The sequence below is a fragment of the Actinomadura sp. DC4 genome, assembly GCF_030406325.1.
Taxonomy (GTDB): domain Bacteria; phylum Actinomycetota; class Actinomycetes; order Streptosporangiales; family Streptosporangiaceae; genus Actinoallomurus.
Genome location: NZ_JAUEQY010000021.1, coordinates 1 through 16,357, shown reverse-complemented (window position 1 = coordinate 16,357; position 16,357 = coordinate 1). Strand labels below are relative to the sequence as shown.

Genomic DNA, 16,357 nt, shown 5'->3' with positions numbered 1-16,357 from the left:
ACAAGCGTCAGAGGTCGCCGAGGGCCTCGTAGGCGGGCCGGAGGACCTCGGTGAGGTCTCTGCGGCGGACCTTCACCTTCGGCGGGTCGAGCAGGCGCAGCAGGAGACCCGGTGGCATCGGGGGAGCGGTCGGGCGGTCGCGGAGCGCCGCCGGGGTCCAGAAGTCCTCCAAGCGCTCCGTCAGCGGCGTCTCCTCGATCTCCAGCGGGTCGGCGGACGCCGCCGCCTCGGCCGAGTCCAGGCGGCGCAGACCGGCCAGCAACCGCTCCTTCGTGCGGCCGTTCCAGGCGAGAATCAAGAACGGGTCGTCGTCGAACGCCTCGGCCAGGAGGTAGAGCACGGCGGCCGAGTGCTTGCACGGCTCGCCCCAGTCGGGGCAGCTGCACATCACGTGCATGTCGCCGGAGGCACCAGGGAACAGCGGGATGCCGAACGCTCCGAAGACGTCCTCGATCTCCGGTGGCATCTCCCCGGCCAGCAGGCGGGCGCGGAAGACCGCCTGGGAGGCCAGGGCCTCCTCGATCGCCGTCCAGGTCGGCTCGTCGATCGCGTCGATGCCGATCGCCACGTCGTACGGCTCGGCCGCCGAGCCCTGCACCCGCGCGGTCACCTCGTACGCCTCGACCTTCAGGCCGATCACCTGGCCCTTGCGGGCGTACGAGCGGCCGCGGCTCAGGCGGCCCTCGTCGGCGAAGGACTCCAGGACGTCGATGAAGCGGCGGGACCACCACTCCTCGCCGATCGTGCCGCGTTCGCTGCGTGCCCGCAGGCCGCCCTCGACCGCGCGCGGGGGACCGTACATCTACGCGCTCACCGCCTCCGAGCCCAGCCGGACGACGTCGCGCAGCTCGGCGACGGACAGCTCGGTGAGCCAGCCCTCCCCGGTGCCGACGACGCGCTCGGCCAGGGACTTCTTGCGTTCGATCATCTCGTCGACGCGCTCCTCCATCGTGCCCACACAGATGAACTTACGGACCTGGACGTTCTTGGTCTGGCCGATGCGGAACGCCCGGTCGGTGGCCTGGTCCTCGACCGCGGGGTTCCACCAGCGGTCGACGTGGACGACGTGGTTGGCGGCGGTGAGCGTCAGGCCGGTGCCGGCGGCCTTCAGCGACAGCAGGAAGACGGCCGGCTCGGAATCCTCCTGGAAGCGGCGGACCAGCTCGTCGCGGCGCCGCTTGGTGGTGCCGCCGTGCAGCCACAGCACCGGCCGGGCGAGCCGCGCCTCCAGGTGGGGCTGCAGCATCGTGCCGAACTCGGAGTACTGGGTGAAGACGAGGGCCTTCTCGCCCTGCTCGACCACCTCGGCGCAGATCTCCTCCAGGCGTTCCAGCTTGCCCGAGCGGCCTGGCAGCCGCGAGCCGTCCTTGAGCAGGTGGGCGGGGTGGTTGCAGACCTGCTTGAGCTTGGCCATGGTGGCCAGGACCAGGCCGCGCCGCTCCATGCCCGAGCTGGCGGAGATGCGGTCGAGCATGTCCTCGACGGTCGCCTGGTAGAGCGAGGCCTGCTCCGGGGTGAGGTTGCACCAGACCTTGATCTCCTGCTTCTCCGGCAGGTCCGTGATGATCGTCTTGTCGGTCTTCAGCCGCCGCAGGATGAACGGGCCGGTGGCCCGGCCGAGCGTCGCCGCGGCCTCCTCGTCGCCGTGCGCCTCGATGGGCGTGGCGAACCGCTCGCGGAACGCCTGCCGGGGTCCGAGCAGGCCCGGGTTGGCGAACTCCATGATCGACCACAGCTCGGTCAGGTGGTTCTCCACCGGGGTGCCGGTGAGCGCGATCCGGCCGCGCGCCGGGATGCTCCGCACCGCCTGGGCCTGCCGGGTGCCGCTGTTCTTCAGCGCCTGCGCCTCGTCGCAGACCACGCGGTCCCAGGCGATGGCCGACAGCGCCTCGACGTCGCGGGAGGCCGTGCCGTAGGTCGTGAGGACCAGGTCGGCGGCGCGTACGGCGCGTTCGAGCTCCTCGCCCCGGTGCCGGCCCCCGCCGTGGTGGACGTACACCCGCAGCTTCGGCGTGAACCGCGCCGCCTCCCGCTGCCAGTTGCCGACGAGTGACATCGGCCCGATCAGCAGCGTCGGCCCGCCCTCGCGCCGCGTCGCCAGCAGCGCGAGCGTCTGCGCCGTGTTGTGGCAGAACATCCCCGCCGCGACGTAGTTGTGGTGCTCGGGGACCTCGAAGTCATAGATCCAGCCCGTGTGGCCGACGTCCTCGACCGACACGACCGTGGCGTAGGGCTCCTGCCGGTCGTCGGCCGGAGTGTCCAACCGCATGTGTTTCGCCGGTTGGCCGACGCCGGCGCGCCCGGGAACGCGGACGCGGTCGCCGGGCAGGACGCGGTTCGTCCAGCCGTCCGGCCCCAGCAGCCGGTGTCGCCGGCTCACCGTGACGGATGCGCCGTCGGACAGGGTGATCCTGCGCAGCGGCTCGCTCACGTGCTGGCGGTAGAGCCGTGAGATCCGCGCCGGCACGACGCGGCCGGTCGCGTCGAGGGAGTCGGTGGTCAGCGTCGCGGCCGGGCTCGCCCACTCGCCCTCCCCGTCGGACTCGGGCGCTCCCGCGTAGCGCGCCCAGACGTCCTCGGCCGCCGCGTGCGCGCCGTTGACCAGAACGGGTGTCTCCGGGGCGACGCACTTGCCGAGCCCCATGTCGTCGGCCAGCACCGCGCCCAGGCCGAGGCCGTCGAGGAAGGACAGCCAGGCGAGGCCGCGCTCCTGGTAGGGCCGCAGGGTGCCCTCGAACCCCTCGGGGGTCGGGATCGGCTCCAGACGCCGGTCGGCCTCACCGGACAGCAGGTCGCCCAGCGCCCCGTCGGCGTCGATCTGAAGGAGCGGCAGGGTGTCGTCGCCCGCGTGGATCGCCGCGCGTACGGCCTGGGCGGCGGTCATCTCGCCCGTACGGCCCCGGCTCAGGAACTCCAGCGCCGCCCGCAGCTGGGCGTCGTCCAGCTCGACCCACATGCCGCGCAGCCGGACCAGCGGCGCCTTGAGCCGGGCCAGCTCGGCCAGCTCCTCCTCGGTGATGTCCTCGCCCTCGACCGCCAGGTCCCAGCGGAAGTCGACGAGGTCGTCCAGGCCGAAGCCGGAGGAGACCGTGGCGCCGGACTCGGCCGTGGCGGTGCGGGTCGTCAGCTTCATGCCCAGCTTGGCCCGGCCAGCCCACTGCGGGAGCTGGACGCCGAACCCGGCGGCGGACAGCAGCGGCGCGGCCTCCCGCAGGAAGCGGAACGCGCCCGCCGAGTCGGTGGTGACGCTGGTCGGCGTCGCGACGCGCAGCGCCTCGGCGATCTCCGGATAGAGCCGCAGTGCCCGGCCGAGGCCGGCGAGGAGCGTCTCCTCCGCGTCGGCGACCGAGGTGACCTCGCCGGTCCAGATCGCGGCGGCCGGGACGTAGAGGCTCGGGTCGTCGGTGCCCTGTAGCGCGAACTGCACCGTCCAGGGCCCGCCCGGGTCGTTCTCGGGCGGCTCGGCGAGCCGGAAGCAGACGCGCAGCGGGCCCGACGGGCGCCGCGCGGCCGCGGCCCAGTCGTCGAGCGCGGCGGCGAGGGTGTCCGGGTCGTCGCCGGGCTCGCGTGCGACGGCCGGGTCGGGGCCGGTCAGCGCGGCGGCCCAGCGCTCGGCGAGCGGCAGGCGTTCCGGCACCCGGCCGGTCCGCTCGGCGAGCAGGGGGTGCGGGACGATGCCGCGTACGGCGGCGTCGGTCAGGCCGGTGAGCGCCTCCAGCAGCACCTCGGCGGCGGGCCGGCCCCCGTCCGCCGCGCGGCAGGCGGGCGGCATGGCGCGGGCCAGGTCGCCGAATCTGTCCGTGTCGGCGCCGGTGATCACGGGCCGCCAGCGGGCGGTCAGGTCGCCGTCCTCGCGCACCAGCGCGGGCAGGACGCGGCCGCGCCCGGCGAGGTGCATCGCCTCGTCGGCCACGAGCGCGAAGAACCGCAGGTCCGCGCCGCGTACGACGTCGTCGGTGTCGTCGGCCGAGGCCAGCAGCGCCATCGCCGCGAACGGGTCGAGCGCCAGAGCGGGCACCAGCCAGGGGCAGGCCTCCGGCTGCCGGGATGAGGGCTCGCGGGCGAGCTCGGGCGAGGGGAAGGGCCCGCCGGCCGTGCCGGGCAGGAGCAGGGTGAGCTGGACGCGCATGGCCCCGGCGGTCGGCGCCGCGTAGGAGGTGCCGGTGAGGTCGGGCGCGGCGAACGGGTGGGGCCTGGGTGTTGTGCGGACACGCGTGGTGGCGGGCAGCGCCGGGTCCTCCGCCCACAGGCACAGCGCACCGCCGTGCCAGATGGCGTGTGCGACCAGCATGCCCATCCCCCCACGACCCTCGGACCAGGCGAAGCTACCAGCCTCTGCCGACAGTCCGTCGGGTTAGGCTCGCGGGACGCAGTGCAGTCGATCATTCTGGAGGGGCAGTGGGAGAGTTCGTGCGTCTCGAGGTCGCGGACGCGGTGGCGACGATCCGCCTGGACCGGCCGAAGATGAACGCCGTCAACGCCCAGCTGCGCGACGAACTCGCGGAGGCCGCCCGCGCCGCCGACGCCGACCCGGCCGTACGCGCCGTCGTGCTCTACGGCGGTGAGCGGGTCTTCGCGGCTGGCGCCGACATCAAGGAAATGGCCGACATGTCGTACGCCGACATGACCGAGCACTGCCGGGCGCTGCAGGACTCCCTGACCACCGTCGCGCACATCGGCGCGCCCGTCGTGGCCGCGATCACCGGGTACGCACTCGGCGGCGGCCTCGAACTCGCGCTGTGCGCCGACTTCCGGGTCGCGGGCGAGTCGGCCAAGGTCGGGCAGCCGGAGATCCAGCTCGGCATCATCCCCGGTGCCGGGGGCACCCAGCGGCTGCCGAGGCTGATCGGCCCGTCTCGCGCCAAGGACCTGATCTTCACCGGACGGCACGTCAAGGCGGACGAGGCCCTCGCCATCGGGCTCGTCGACAAGGTCGTACCGGACGACCAGGTCTACGATGCCGCCAGGGAGATGGCCGCCCAGTACGCCGAGGGCCCGGCCGTCGCGCTGCGAGCGGCCAAGGAGGCGGTCGACGCCGGTCTGGAGGTCGACCTCGACACGGGCCTGGAGATCGAGCGGCTGCACTTCGCCGGCCTGTTCGCCACCGAGGACCAGAAGATCGGGATGCGGAGTTTTGTAGAGGAAGGTCCTGGAAAAGCCAAGTTCATCGGGCGTTAGGCGGGAACCTCCCTGACGTCTCGCGCGTCACAAGAGTGAATCCGGTGCAAGAGTGACCGGAGATCGGGGGATGAGCGTGGGCCAGCCACAACTGCCGCCCGGCGCACTGGCCAGGCTGGGCCAGGCCCGGCAGGGGGGCACCTGGACCTCGAGCCTGAGCGTCGGTGAGTTCGCCGGGCTGCGCTCATGCGGGTTCGAGCCGGTCGGCCAGGTGATGGGCAGCACGGTCCACAACCTCGGCTGGTGGTACGGCGCGTCGATCGACTGCGGCTACCGCGGCGGCCTGTTCGGCTCCGGCAACGCGATCACCATCACGTCCGGCATGCAGGGCGCGTGGGGCGGCTACGGCACGTACATCGACACGCTCTACCGCGCGCGGCACACCGCGATGGGCCGGATGGCCGCGGAATGCGCGGCGCTCGGCGGAGACGGCGTCGTCGCGGTCGAGCTCACGATCGCCCCGTTCCAGGGCGCCTCGAACCACCTGGAGTTCCAGGCGATCGGCACCGCCGTACGCGCCGTCGGGAACGTCCGGCCCGGCCGCGTCTTCCTGTCCCACCTGAGCGGCCAGGACTTCTCCAAGCTGATCGAGAGCGGCTGGGTCCCGGTCGACCTCGTGATGGGCGCCTCGATCGGTGTACGCCACGACGACTGGCGCACGTCCTGGTCCATCGGCGCGTTCGCGCCCGCGCAGGAGGTGGCGGGCTGGACCGAACTGGTCTCGGTCACCCGGCACGAGGCGCGCGCGCACTTCTTCGCCGACACCGCGCGGACCGGCGCCGACGGCGTCGTCGTCTCAGACGTCGACCTGCGCGTACGCGAGCGCGAGTGCTCCTACAACGACGAACAGCACGACCACGTCGTCGAGACGACGCTCATCGGCACCGCGGTCGCCGAGTTCCGCACGACACACAAACCGACCGGCTCGCTGACGATCATGAGGTTGTAGACAGATGACCGATCCCGTTGCCCAGGGAGTCCCCGCCGACGCGATGGCACGCCTCGCCGAACTCCGGCCGGGCGCTCCCGGGTCCCTGTTCACCAGCGACCTGTCCGTCAACGAGTTCCTGCTCGTCCGCGAGGCCGGCTTCCGGCCGCTCGGGCTGGTCCTCGGCAGCTCGATCTACCACCTCGGCATCCAGGTCGGCCGGTGGAGCAAGAACATGGAGCTCGACCAGATGTCCGCGGCGATGTACCACGCCCGTGAGCTGGCGATGACCCGCATGGAGGCCGAGGCCGACCAGCTCGGCGCCGACGGCATCGTGGGCGTACGGCTGCGCGTGGAGTTCCGCGAGTTCGGCAGCGACATCGCCGAGTTCATCGCGATCGGCACCGCGGTCAAGGCCGACGACACGTCCCAGAACTGGCGCAACAACAAGAACCAGCCGTTCACCTCCGACCTCAACGGCCAGGACTTCTGGACGCTCATCCAGGCCGGCTACGCGCCGGTCGGCATGGTCATGGGCACCTGCGTCTACCACATCGCCCACCGGCGGCTCGGGTCCGTGCTCGGCAACATGGGGCAGAACGTCGAGATCCCGGAGTTCACCCAGGCCCTGTACGACGCGCGCGAGCTGGCGATGAGCCGCATGCAGGCCGAGGGCCAGCAGCTGCACGCCGAGGGCATCGTCGGGGTCTTCCTGGACCAGTTCCACCACCAGTGGGGCGGTCACACGATGGAGTTCTTCGCCATCGGCACCGCCGTACGCCCCCTGCGCGCCGACCATGTGATCGCCAAGCCGCAGATGGTGCTCGGCCTCGACCGCTGATTGACTTGTGACCATGGACTTCGACATGGTGGCCGCCGCGCTCCGGCAGGACGCGGCCGACGTCGCCACCTACGCACGGGTGCTCACGGTGACGCTGGCCGACGTGCTGCCGCCGGGCAGCGTGGACGTCGAGTACGAGCGCAGCCTGTCGGACCGGCTCAAGGGCCGCCAGGGGCATCCCACCCGGATCGTGGTCCGGCTGGGCGAGCGCACGCTGTCGCTGGCCGGCGGCGGCCGGCCGGTCGCCGAGATCCACCACGAGGTACGCGGGGTGGTGCTCTCCCGCGACCAGGTCAGCCTCGACGTGTGGGTGCAGGCCCTGGCCCGTGAGCTCGTCGCGCAGGCCGACGCCAGCGCCCGCGCCGCCGAGGCCCTGCGCCGTCTGGTCGCGGGTACCTCATGAGAGTGTTCGTCTCCGTCGACATGGAGGGCGTCTCCGGGCTCACCGACCCGGAGGAGATGCGCGCGGGCGGCCGCGGGTACGACCGCGGCTGCGAGCTGATGACCAGCGATGCCAACGCGGCGGTGCACGGGGCGTTCACGGCCGGCGCGAGCGAGGTCGTGGTCACCGACGCGCACGGCAGCACCAAGAACCTCCGGGCCGACCTCATCGACGAGCGCTGCTCCCTGATCCGCGGGCCGTACCGCCCGCTGCGCATGGGTCAGGGCATCGGCCCCTCGCACGACGCCGCGATGTTCGTCGGCTACCACGCCCGCGCGGGCGTGCCGCACGGCGTGCTCAACCACACGTGGATGGGGTACGAGATCCAGAACCTCTACCTCAACGGGGAGATCTGCGGCGAGATCCGGCTGATCGCCGGCCTGGCCGGCTCGATGGGAGTGCCGGTCGCGCTCGTCACCGGCGACGAGGCCGCCTGCGCCGAGGCCCGTGAGCTGCTCGGCGACGGGCTGGAGACGGTCGCGGTCAAGAAGGGCATCGACCGCTACTCCGCCGAGGTCCTGCCGCCGGCCCGCGCGCAGAGCCTGATCGGCGAGGCCGCCGCCCGCGCGCTGCGCGGACTGGACCGCCTGCGGCCGTACGAGGTGCCGGCCCCGTACACCCTGGGCATCGACTGGGCGTCCACGTCGATGGCCGAGTCGTGTGCGATGATCCCCGGGGTCGAGCGCGCCGGCGCCCGCTCGGTGGAGTTCACGAGCGACGACTACACCGAGATCATGTCGGTGCTGGGCATCCTCGCCACGATCGGCGGCAGCGTCGGCTGCACGGGCGCGCAGTACGGCTGAGCGTGAAGGGCACGGGAATGACTGAGATCAGGGGCCTCTTCCTCGCGGCGGCCACGGCCGCGGCGGACCTTCTCGCCGCGCCGGAGGTCGCCGCCGCGTGGCACGAGCCGAGCGCGCTGGCCAAGCTCAGTGTGCGGGGGCTCGCCGGGCACCTGGCCGGGCAGGTCCTCTTCGTGCCGCCCATGCTCGACGGCCCGGAGGCCACCGAGGAGGTCATCTCGGTCCACGACTACTACGCGCGGGCGGCCTGGATCGGCTCCGACCTCGACGACGAGTTCAACACCGGGATGCGCGCCCTGGGCGAGAAGGACGCGGCGCAGGGCCCGGAGGCGCTGGCGGCGCGGGTCGCCGCCACCGTGGAGGAGCTGCGCTCGGCGCTGCCGTCCGCGCCGTCACGGCCGGTACGCCGTTCGAGCTGGGGGCCTACGCGCTCACCCTGGACGGCTTCCTCACCACCCGGCTGCTGGAGATCGCGGTGCACAGCGACGACCTGGCGCACAGCGTGGGCGTACTGACGCCGGAGCTGCCCGCCGAGGCGGTCGAGACCGTGGTCGACCTGCTGTCCCGCGTCGCCCTGCGCCGCCACGGCGCCACGAACGTCCTCCGTGCCCTCAGCCGCGCCGAGCGTGCCCCCGCATCGATCTCCGCGTTCTAGGCTGCGGGTATGTGGGGACTGACACTCGAAGCCGCTCTCGACCGTACCGACCTGCTCGCCGGGCCCGTCGCCGAGGCGGTGCGCGGCTGGAAGGGCGAGGACTCCTTCCAGGTGGCGGAGATCGATCCGGGCCTGGCCGACACCGCCGCGTTCTGCGCGCACTACGCGGTGCCGCTGGAGGCCTCCGCCAACTGCGTGATCGTCGCGGGCAGGCGGGGCGGTGACGTACGGGTCGCGGCCTGTGTGGTGCTGGCCACCACCCGGGCCGACGTGAACGGCGTGGTCCGCAAGCACCTCGACGCGCGCAAGGCCTCGTTCGCCCCGCAGGACCAGGCCGTCGCCGAGACCGCGATGGAGTACGGCGGGATCACCCCGTTCGGCGTCCCGGCCTCCTGGCCCGTCCTCGTCGACGCGGCCGTGACCGAGCAGTCCTACGTCGTGGTCGGCAGCGGCCTGCGCCGCTCCAAGCTGGTGGTCCCCGGCACGGCGCTCGCCGCGATCGAGACGGCCGAGGTCCTGGCGGGCCTCGCCCGCTGATCACGCGGTCGGGGCCACGCCCTCGGGCCTCAGGTGTTTCAGCAGGTCGCTGAAGCACGACCACGCCCCGGAGTCCCGCCCGTCGCCGAGCCCGTACCACACGGCCGGCGCGCCCTCCGGCCCGATGGGACGGCCCTCGGCGGGGGCGGCCAGGGCGTGCTCCAGGCCGATCTCCCGTACGCCCTCGGCGCCGATCGCGAGGCCGACCGGGACCGGCGCGCCGCACCAGCGGGCCGGATGGGTCAGGTCCATGCGCCCGCGCGTGCGCTGGGCGGTCATCGACAGCAGGACGCCCGCGTCCGCGAACCCGGACGCCAGCCCGGCGAGGCGGTCGAGCGGCGGCTCCTCGCCCGGCCCGAAACCGGCCAGGAACGTGATCTCCTCCTTGACGCCTGAGGTCACCCGGGACACCAGCGCGCCGCCGATGAATCGCCGCTCGCCGGAGCCGGTGAACATCAGCCAGGTCGACTTGGGGGACCGCCGGTGGCACAGCTCGGTCAGCGCGGGGCGCTCCCAGGGGTTCACGGCCGGCTCGGCGACGCCCCACCCGGCCGGCGCGCCGCCGCACAGGACCCGGGCCAGCGTCTCGACGGTCTCGCCGAGCGTCAGGTCGAGGGCCGCCTCGTGCAGGACCTTGACGTCGAGCAGCAGGTGGTCGCCCAGCCCGTCCACCGGGCGGGCGAAGGCCGGCGACGGCCCGGCCTTGGCCCGCTCGGGCACGACCGCGAACGCCGAGCCGTCCCAGGCCAGCGGCACGCCGGACAGGCCGTCGAAGAAGCCCGAGTCGTCCGGCTCCCGTACGACCCACCGCGAGCCCGGCCCGGCCAGGGTGGCGCGCAGCGCCGGTGTGATCCGCGCGTCCGCCGAGGTGAGGATCTGCAGGCCCTGCCCGGCCTTGGCGCACGCGGAGGCCGCGTCCACCAGCCACGCGCTCAGCGGCACGACGGCGCGCTCCTGGATGACCACGGCGACCTTGTCGGTGACGAGGTCGACCGCCGGATGGAGGAAGGCCGGTTCGCTCACCGCGCGCCTCCGGCCCATACCGTGCCGCCGAGCCGGCGGACCAGGTCCTCGGCGAACCTCCCGGCGAGCGCGGCGGAGCGCGGGTCCGCGGAGGCCGCCCGCGCCTCCACCCACCAGACCGGTACGGGCGCCTTCGCCGCGGCCTCGGCGCCGAGCAGCCGTTCGACCTCGCCGTCCACCCGGACGTACTGGGGCGCCTCGATGCTCACCAGTGCCCGGCCCTCGTCATCGCAGAGCTGGATGACGGCGCCGTCTCCGGCGCCGCGGACGAGGAGGCCCTCGTCGGTCTCGGCCATGCTGTCGACCAGGGTCCGCACCTCGGGCGCGTTGCGTACGAGGGCGACGACGTCGTGTGTCACGCGTACCTCTCACTTGGCGTGCGCCGCCCCGGCCGGGGCCGTGAGCAGCGCGGTCTGGATCAGGTGGGCCGGCTCGCCGCGGCGGATCCACTTGCCGCGGCCGGCGGGCTGCCGGGCGGCGTAGATCCGTGGGAAGAGCTGCCCCTCGGACCGGTCGCCGGACATCAGCAGCGCGCTCGTGCCGATCTCGCGCACCGCCTGGAGCAGGGGGTCGTACAGGCCCCGGCTCGCGCCGGCCACCGGAAGGGTGACCACGAAGTGCAGCCCGATGTCGCGCCCGGCCGGCACGAACGGCACGAAGGCGGCCAGCGGCTGCTGCCCGGCCGCGGTGAGCAGGTGGTAGTCGTCCACGAGCACGACCACGTGCGGCCCGTCGAAGTGGTTCTCCTCGGCGAGCCCGGCCTGGTCGCCCTCGTCGGGCATGCGCCCCTCCAGCTCCTTGGCGACTCCGGCGGCCAGCCCCGCGCACACGCGGGCGTTGCTGGCGTAACCGCCGAGGTAGGGCTCGGGCACGAGGTCGCGCAGCCTGCGCCGCGGGTCCATGACGGCGAACACGACCTCCTCCGGAGAGCGGCGGTCGACCAGGCCCCGGGCGATGAGCCGCAGGAGGTTGGTCTTGCCGCACTCGCCGTCGCCGAGCACGAGGAGGTTCTGGTCCTGGTCGAACAGGTCCAGCAGCACGGGCGCGAAGTCCCGCTCGTCGATGCCGATCGGGACGTGGAGGGGCTCGTCGGCGGTCGCCGGGAGCGTACGGGTGGCCAGTTCGTAGGGCAGCACGCGTACGGGCGCGGCGGCCGGGCCCTGCCACGCGCCGCGGATGGCGCGGGCGGTCGTCTCGACCACCGTGCCCAGGTCGTTCGCGTCCGGCCGCCGGTCGATCCGCGGCAGGGCCACGTGCGCGAACAGCTTGCCGTCGGTGAGCGCCCGGCCCGGTTCCTTCGCGCTGATGGTCTCGGCGAGCTTGCGGTCGACGGAGGAGTCGGACGGGTCGTTGAGGCGCAGCTCGACCCGCTGGCCGAAGTTGGACTGCATGGCCATCCGTACGTCGTTCCAGCGGAGCATGCCCGCCACGACGTGGATGCCGTAGCCGCCGCCGCGCTGCAGGAGATCGCTGATCATGTCGTCGATCTCCTCGAAGTCGTTCCGGATCGCGCCGAAACCGTCGACGATCAGCACGACGTCGGCGGAGGGCAGCTCGGGCAGCTCGCCGGTGGCGTGCAGGGTGCGCAGCCGCTGGATCGAGTCGATGCCGCGGACCTGGAAGACCTCCTGCCGGAGGTCGAGCATCCCGGAGACCTCCTCGACCGTACGGCGGACGCGCTCGTGGTCGGCGCGGCCGGCGACGCCGCCGACGTTGGGCAGCCCGGCGAGCACGTGCAGCCCGCCGCCGATCAGGTCGACCGCGTAGACGGACGCCTGGGCGGGCGTGTGGGTGAGCGCCAGCGAGAGCACGAGCGTGCGCAGCAGCGTCGTCTTGCCGGTCTGCGGGCCGCCGATCAGCGCGAGGTGGCCGCCGGCCGCGGTCAGGTCGAGGCTCCACAGCCCCTGCCACTGCCGCCTCGGGTCGTCGAGCACGCCGACCGGGACGTTCAGCCACGGCACCCGCGTCGGCAGCCACATCCCGCCGCCGGTGACACGGACCGGGCCGGTCAGCGCGTCGAGCGTGGTCGCCACGGGCAGCGGCGGTAGCCAGATGTGGCGGACCCGGTCGCCGTGCCGGCGCAGCTGGTCCACCATCACGTCCAGCAGGGTCGGCCCGACGGCGCGCTCGGGCAGCACGGACCCCTCGTCCTCCACCGCGTCGGCCTCGCGCCGGGCGCCGCCCGTGTTGTACGCGGGGTAGGGCAGCACCGGCGCCGTCGCCTCGGTCTCCGGCGCGACCGCCACCGGACCGCGGTAGGGCCCCGAGACGTACCCGGCCTTGAACCGCTGGTAGATCGTCGTGTCGACCTTCAGGTAGCCGAACCCGGGCAGCGTGGGGAGGTGGAAGGCGTCCGGTGTGTCGAGAATGGTCCGGCTCTCCTCCTCGGAGAAGGTGCGCAGGCCGACCCGGTAGGACAGGTAGCTGTCGAGGCCGCGCAGCTTGCCGCTCTCGATCCGCTGACTCGACAGCAGCAGGTGCACCCCGATGCTGCGCCCGATCCGGCCGATCGACAGGAACAGCTCGATGAAGTCCGGCCGCGCGGTGAGCAGCTCGCCGAACTCGTCGATGATCACCAGGAGGTGCGGCAGCGGCGGCAGGTCCGGGTCGTGGCGGCGCCGGTAGGTGTAGTCGCCGATGTTGGCGATGTTGCCGGCGTCCTTGAGCACCTGCTGACGCCGCTGGACCTCGCCGGCGAGGCTGGAGTAGACCCGCTCGATCAGCCCGGCGTCGTCCTCCAGGTTGGTGATGACGCCCGCGACGTGCGGCAGGCGCTCGAATGGCGCGAAGGTGGCCCCGCCCTTGTAGTCGACCAGCATCATGCTGACCCGGTCCGGCGGATGCGAGGCGGCGAGGGCGAGCACCAGCGTACGGAGCATCTCGCTCTTGCCGGAGCCGGTCGCCCCGACGCACAGGCCGTGCGGCCCCATGCCGAGCTGGGCCGACTCCTTCAGGTCGAGGATGACCGGCTCGCCGGTGTCATCGACGCCGATCGGCACGCGCAGGAAGGCGCGCTCGGTGCGCGGCGCCCACAGCCGCCCGACGTTCAGGTCGCCCGGGTCCTCGACGTTCATCAGCGCGGTGAAGTCGACGGGACCGGCGTCGATCTCCTCCTTCAGCGACTCGCGGGACAGCCGGACCGGGGCGAGCATCCGCGCCAGCCCGCCCATCATCGGGGCGCTCACGTCGTCGACCGTTCCGGACAGCCGGACCGGTGTCTCCCCGCGCAGGTCCTCCACCTCGACGCGGTCGCCGGTGACCTTCAGGCGTACGGCGACCTCGCCCGGCTCGGCGACCTGGTCGGCCACCAGGTGGATGACGGTCGCGGCCAGGTCCTGCGGCGACAGCGTCTCGTCGGGGCGGACGAGCTCGTCGGCCACCTCGCCGTGGGTGTCGTGCACGACCACCAGCCGGCGTACGAGCCGCAGGGACTCACGCTGCCCGATGCCGCGGCGGATCTCGGTGGCGAAGTCGCCGCGGCGGCGCAGCTCGTCGGCCAGCAGCGCGCCGAGCCGCAGGGGCGTCGGCGCGATCAGCCGGGCGTTCACGCCGCCGTCGTGCCGGAGCGGGTCGAGGACGTGCGGCAGCCACTTGAGCCACTCCCAGTCGGGGGACCGCGCGCCGCCGTACGCCACGGCGACCGCCACGTCCGTCGGCGAGTGGAACGCCGAGAGCTGCACCAGCAGCGACCGCACCAGCCGCAGGACGTCCTCGCGCGCGCCGATGACGCTCACGTTGCCGGCGATGTCCAGCGGCACCGTGAGCGGCATGTCGGGCATGGTCTCGTACCGGCGGATGGCCGCCCGCGCCTCCGAGGCCATGAAGAGGTCGGTTGGCGTGAGGGCGCTGCCGTGCTCGCCGAGCGTCAGCGGGTCACCGGGCACCGAGCCGGTGCCGATCCGCACCTTGAGGAAGTCGTCGTGCCGGCGCCGGCGCTCCCACAGCCGGGTCGGGTCGCGCACCACGTCGTACAGGGCCTCGGGGGGCGGGTCGAGCACCCGCGCGCGCACCCGGGTCTCCCGCTCGGTCCGGGCGAGCTCCTCACGGAGCTCCTCGAGGTAGTCGAGGTACCGCTCGCGCTGTGCGCGGCGCTGCCGTCCGACCTGGCCGCGGCGGGACAGCAGCATGCCGCCGCCGGCCAGCACCGCGACGACGAGCATCACCGCGCCCAGCCCCATGAAGGCCGGGTTGCGCAGCACGGTCATCATCGTCAGCGAGCCCATCATGCCGACCATCGGCAGGACGCTCAGGAGCTGGCTGCCGCCGCCCTGCCCGTCGGGGAGGGTGGGCGGCGCCTCCACCTGGCGCGTGCCGGGCCCGGCCGGCGGAAAGACGGTGCGCGCCGGCCGGTGGACGATCCGCGTCGTCACCGCTCCTCCTCGTCCGCGCCCGGCGTACGGTGGACGTCCCGGGAGGGAGGAACCGTGGGCCGGATCCGGTCAGGCGAGGGCCGATGAGCGACGTCGCGGCCGACGTCCACGCTCTCATCCAGGACCTGCTGCCCGTCCTCGTGCCCGGCGCGCGGTTCGACGACGTCGCGGCCGAGGTCGTCCTGCCGGTCGGCCGGGCCGAGCCCCGCGCGGTCACGACGACGATCGTCGGCCGGTGCGCGCGGGCCCCGCGCCACGAGTGGCCGGGGCTGGTCGAGGAGTGGCTGCGCGACGTCGGCGACCGCGCGGCGCTCGCCATCGGCGAGATCGAGCTCCTGGGCAACGTCAACCGGCTGCTGCGGCTGCGGATCGTGCCCCGGACCTCCGAGGCGACGCGTGAGGGTTTCGTGGTGACGGAGTTCGGGCCGTTCTTCGACGCCATGGTGGTGATCGAGCATCCGGAGTACGGCGGCCCGCTGACCAGGGAACGCGCCGCGCGGCTCCACCTGAGCCGGCTCGGCACGCGGGCGATCGACAACACGCAGAAGTACGAGCTGATCGGCCTCAACGTCACCGAGCGCCCGCTCACCATGACCGAGTCCGTACGCCTCGTCACCAAGCCCGGCAGCCGTTATGTCTCCGTGGCCCTGACCGGCCTGGCGGAGTACCTCCCGCGGCGGTGTCCGTACGGCGCGCTGGTCGGAGTGCCCGACCACAACAAGGTGCTGCTCTACCCCGTCACCTCGGCGGCGGTGTACGGCGTGCTGCCGGTGTTCGCCGACGTGGTCGCCGAGATGCACGACGGGAGCGCCGACCGGTGTTCGCGCGAGATCTTCTGGTGGGCCGACGGCCACCTGCTGCCCGTACGCGAGCGGGGCGTCCCACCGGCCGAGCTCGGCGGGATCGTGGGCCGGCTGCCGGAGGAGACCGTGCGGCCGGCGGGTCTGTGGCGCAGGGCCGCGGCCGCGCTCCGCGCCGCGGTGAGGCGCACGCCGTAGGCCGGTCAAAACGTGCTCAGCAGACGCTCGAAGGTGCCGAAGGCGCCGATCGCCACGGGCAGCAGCGCGACGACGGCGATCGACTCGACGCGGTTCACGATGCGCCGCAGCCGGGCCCGTACGTGCTCGGGCGGCTCGGCCGACAGCACCACGACGGGCGGCACCAGCGCCAGTAACAGGACGCCGGCCGCCGGCGCGACGGCCCACGAGTCGTGCGCCGCCCAGGCCCACGCGAGGCACACGAGGGTCCACAGGGCCGCGCCGAACAGCGCGACCTTCTCGGCGGTCAGGGGGAACGTGCGCGCCCGCCCGGCGACCACCGTGGCCAGCAGCAGCGACAGCGCGGCCGTCCAGCCGTCGAAGGAGGCGACCGGGCCGTACCCGGCGACGCCCACCGCGACCGCCACCGCGACGGTCGCCACGACCATGCTGCGGTGCGCGTTCACCAGCGCGGTCGTCACGTCCGTACGCGCCACCTCGCCGCCCGCGCCGCGCCGGTCGTCCAGCGCGGTGAGCCCGGACAGTGTCAGCGCGATCCGGGCAAATACGCGCCCCGTACGCAAGGAGAGGACCGAGCATGCC

At 73.4% G+C, this 16,357-nt stretch carries 14 protein-coding genes and 1 pseudogene; 9 read left to right on the top strand and 6 right to left on the bottom strand.

The features are described 5' to 3' along the window. Positions 1-7: 7 nt before the first annotated feature. On the bottom strand, positions 8-802 hold the full coding sequence (locus tag QWU11_RS30095; protein ID WP_290117835.1) for an SWIM zinc finger family protein: 795 nt from the start codon (positions 800-802) through the stop codon (positions 8-10). Continuing rightward, on the bottom strand, positions 803-4,291 hold the full coding sequence (locus QWU11_RS30090; protein WP_290117834.1) for an SNF2-related protein: 3,489 nt from the start codon (positions 4,289-4,291) through the stop codon (positions 803-805). 107 nt (positions 4,292-4,398) lie between these two features. Here QWU11_RS30090 and QWU11_RS30085 point away from each other — a divergent pair, with 107 nt between their 5' ends. The 8 genes from QWU11_RS30085 (at position 4,399) to QWU11_RS30050 (ending at position 9,384) form a co-directional block, all read left to right on the top strand. Next, positions 4,399-5,178 carry an enoyl-CoA hydratase-related protein gene (locus tag QWU11_RS30085; protein ID WP_290117833.1) on the top strand — a complete coding sequence of 260 codons (780 nt, stop codon included), beginning with the start codon at positions 4,399-4,401 and terminating at the stop codon, positions 5,176-5,178. A gap of 70 nt (positions 5,179-5,248) precedes the next feature. Then, complete coding sequence (locus QWU11_RS30080; RefSeq protein ID WP_290117832.1) at positions 5,249-6,127, top strand: heavy metal-binding domain-containing protein; 879 nt, start codon at positions 5,249-5,251, stop codon at positions 6,125-6,127. A gap of 4 nt (positions 6,128-6,131) precedes the next feature. Then, positions 6,132-6,947, top strand: coding sequence for a heavy metal-binding domain-containing protein (locus tag QWU11_RS30075; RefSeq protein ID WP_290117831.1), 816 nt, complete (start codon positions 6,132-6,134; stop codon positions 6,945-6,947). 13 nt (positions 6,948-6,960) lie between these two features. Next, a complete protein-coding gene (locus QWU11_RS30070; protein ID WP_290117830.1) occupies positions 6,961-7,350 on the top strand; it encodes a hypothetical protein in 390 nt (129 codons plus the stop codon). Beyond that, positions 7,347-8,192, top strand: coding sequence for a M55 family metallopeptidase (locus QWU11_RS30065; protein ID WP_290117829.1), 846 nt, complete (start codon positions 7,347-7,349; stop codon positions 8,190-8,192). Before QWU11_RS30070 ends, QWU11_RS30065 begins: the two co-directional genes overlap by 4 nt. Positions 8,193-8,209: 17 nt before the next feature. After that, a complete protein-coding gene (locus tag QWU11_RS30060) occupies positions 8,210-8,707 on the top strand; it encodes a maleylpyruvate isomerase N-terminal domain-containing protein (protein ID WP_290117828.1) in 498 nt (165 codons plus the stop codon). Beyond that, positions 8,668-8,847 (top strand): hypothetical protein, encoded by a 180-nt coding sequence (locus QWU11_RS30055; RefSeq protein ID WP_290117827.1) that lies wholly within the window; start codon positions 8,668-8,670, stop codon positions 8,845-8,847. Before QWU11_RS30060 ends, QWU11_RS30055 begins: the two co-directional genes overlap by 40 nt. A gap of 9 nt (positions 8,848-8,856) precedes the next feature. Continuing rightward, positions 8,857-9,384 carry a YbaK/EbsC family protein gene (locus QWU11_RS30050; protein WP_290117826.1) on the top strand — a complete coding sequence of 176 codons (528 nt, stop codon included), beginning with the start codon at positions 8,857-8,859 and terminating at the stop codon, positions 9,382-9,384. On the opposite strand, the gene QWU11_RS30045 is transcribed toward QWU11_RS30050, so the two are convergent. From QWU11_RS30045 to eccCa, 3 genes are read right to left on the bottom strand one after another with little or no spacing between them, the layout of a single operon-like run. Next, positions 9,385-10,407, bottom strand: coding sequence for a DUF6177 family protein (locus tag QWU11_RS30045; RefSeq protein ID WP_290117825.1), 1,023 nt, complete (start codon positions 10,405-10,407; stop codon positions 9,385-9,387). It lies immediately after the preceding gene. Further along, a complete protein-coding gene (locus tag QWU11_RS30040; protein WP_290117824.1) occupies positions 10,404-10,766 on the bottom strand; it encodes a hypothetical protein in 363 nt (120 codons plus the stop codon). Before QWU11_RS30040 ends, QWU11_RS30045 begins: the two co-directional genes overlap by 4 nt. A 9-nt stretch (positions 10,767-10,775) precedes the next feature. Beyond that, positions 10,776-14,777: a type VII secretion protein EccCa gene (gene eccCa, locus QWU11_RS30035; RefSeq protein WP_290117823.1), complete on the bottom strand. Its 4,002-nt coding sequence runs from the start codon at positions 14,775-14,777 to the stop codon at positions 10,776-10,778. 83 nt (positions 14,778-14,860) lie between these two features. Here eccCa and QWU11_RS30030 point away from each other — a divergent pair, with 83 nt between their 5' ends. Continuing rightward, a complete protein-coding gene (locus tag QWU11_RS30030) occupies positions 14,861-15,775 on the top strand; it encodes a hypothetical protein (RefSeq protein ID WP_290117822.1) in 915 nt (304 codons plus the stop codon). A gap of 5 nt (positions 15,776-15,780) precedes the next feature. Here QWU11_RS30030 and QWU11_RS30025 read toward each other — a convergent pair. Further along, a pseudogene (locus QWU11_RS30025) lies at positions 15,781-16,357 on the bottom strand (type VII secretion integral membrane protein EccD); the annotation flags it as partial.

What these genes read in the sequence shown, in the direction of transcription:
- QWU11_RS30065 (WP_290117829.1), top strand. Translation starts at nt 7,347, where the DNA reads ATGAGAGTGTTCGTCTCCGTCGACATGGAGGGCGTCTCCGGGCTCACC.
- QWU11_RS30060 (WP_290117828.1), top strand. Translation starts at nt 8,210, where the DNA reads ATGACTGAGATCAGGGGCCTCTTCCTCGCGGCGGCCACGGCCGCGGCG.
- QWU11_RS30080 (WP_290117832.1), top strand. Translation starts at nt 5,249, where the DNA reads ATGAGCGTGGGCCAGCCACAACTGCCGCCCGGCGCACTGGCCAGGCTG.
- QWU11_RS30090 (WP_290117834.1), bottom strand. Translation starts at nt 4,291, where the DNA reads ATGCTGGTCGCACACGCCATCTGGCACGGCGGTGCGCTGTGCCTGTGG.
- QWU11_RS30075 (WP_290117831.1), top strand. Translation starts at nt 6,132, where the DNA reads ATGACCGATCCCGTTGCCCAGGGAGTCCCCGCCGACGCGATGGCACGC.
- QWU11_RS30050 (WP_290117826.1), top strand. Translation starts at nt 8,857, where the DNA reads ATGTGGGGACTGACACTCGAAGCCGCTCTCGACCGTACCGACCTGCTC.
- QWU11_RS30070 (WP_290117830.1), top strand. Translation starts at nt 6,961, where the DNA reads ATGGACTTCGACATGGTGGCCGCCGCGCTCCGGCAGGACGCGGCCGAC.
- QWU11_RS30095 (WP_290117835.1), bottom strand. Translation starts at nt 802, where the DNA reads ATGTACGGTCCCCCGCGCGCGGTCGAGGGCGGCCTGCGGGCACGCAGC.
- QWU11_RS30030 (WP_290117822.1), top strand. Translation starts at nt 14,861, where the DNA reads ATGAGCGACGTCGCGGCCGACGTCCACGCTCTCATCCAGGACCTGCTG.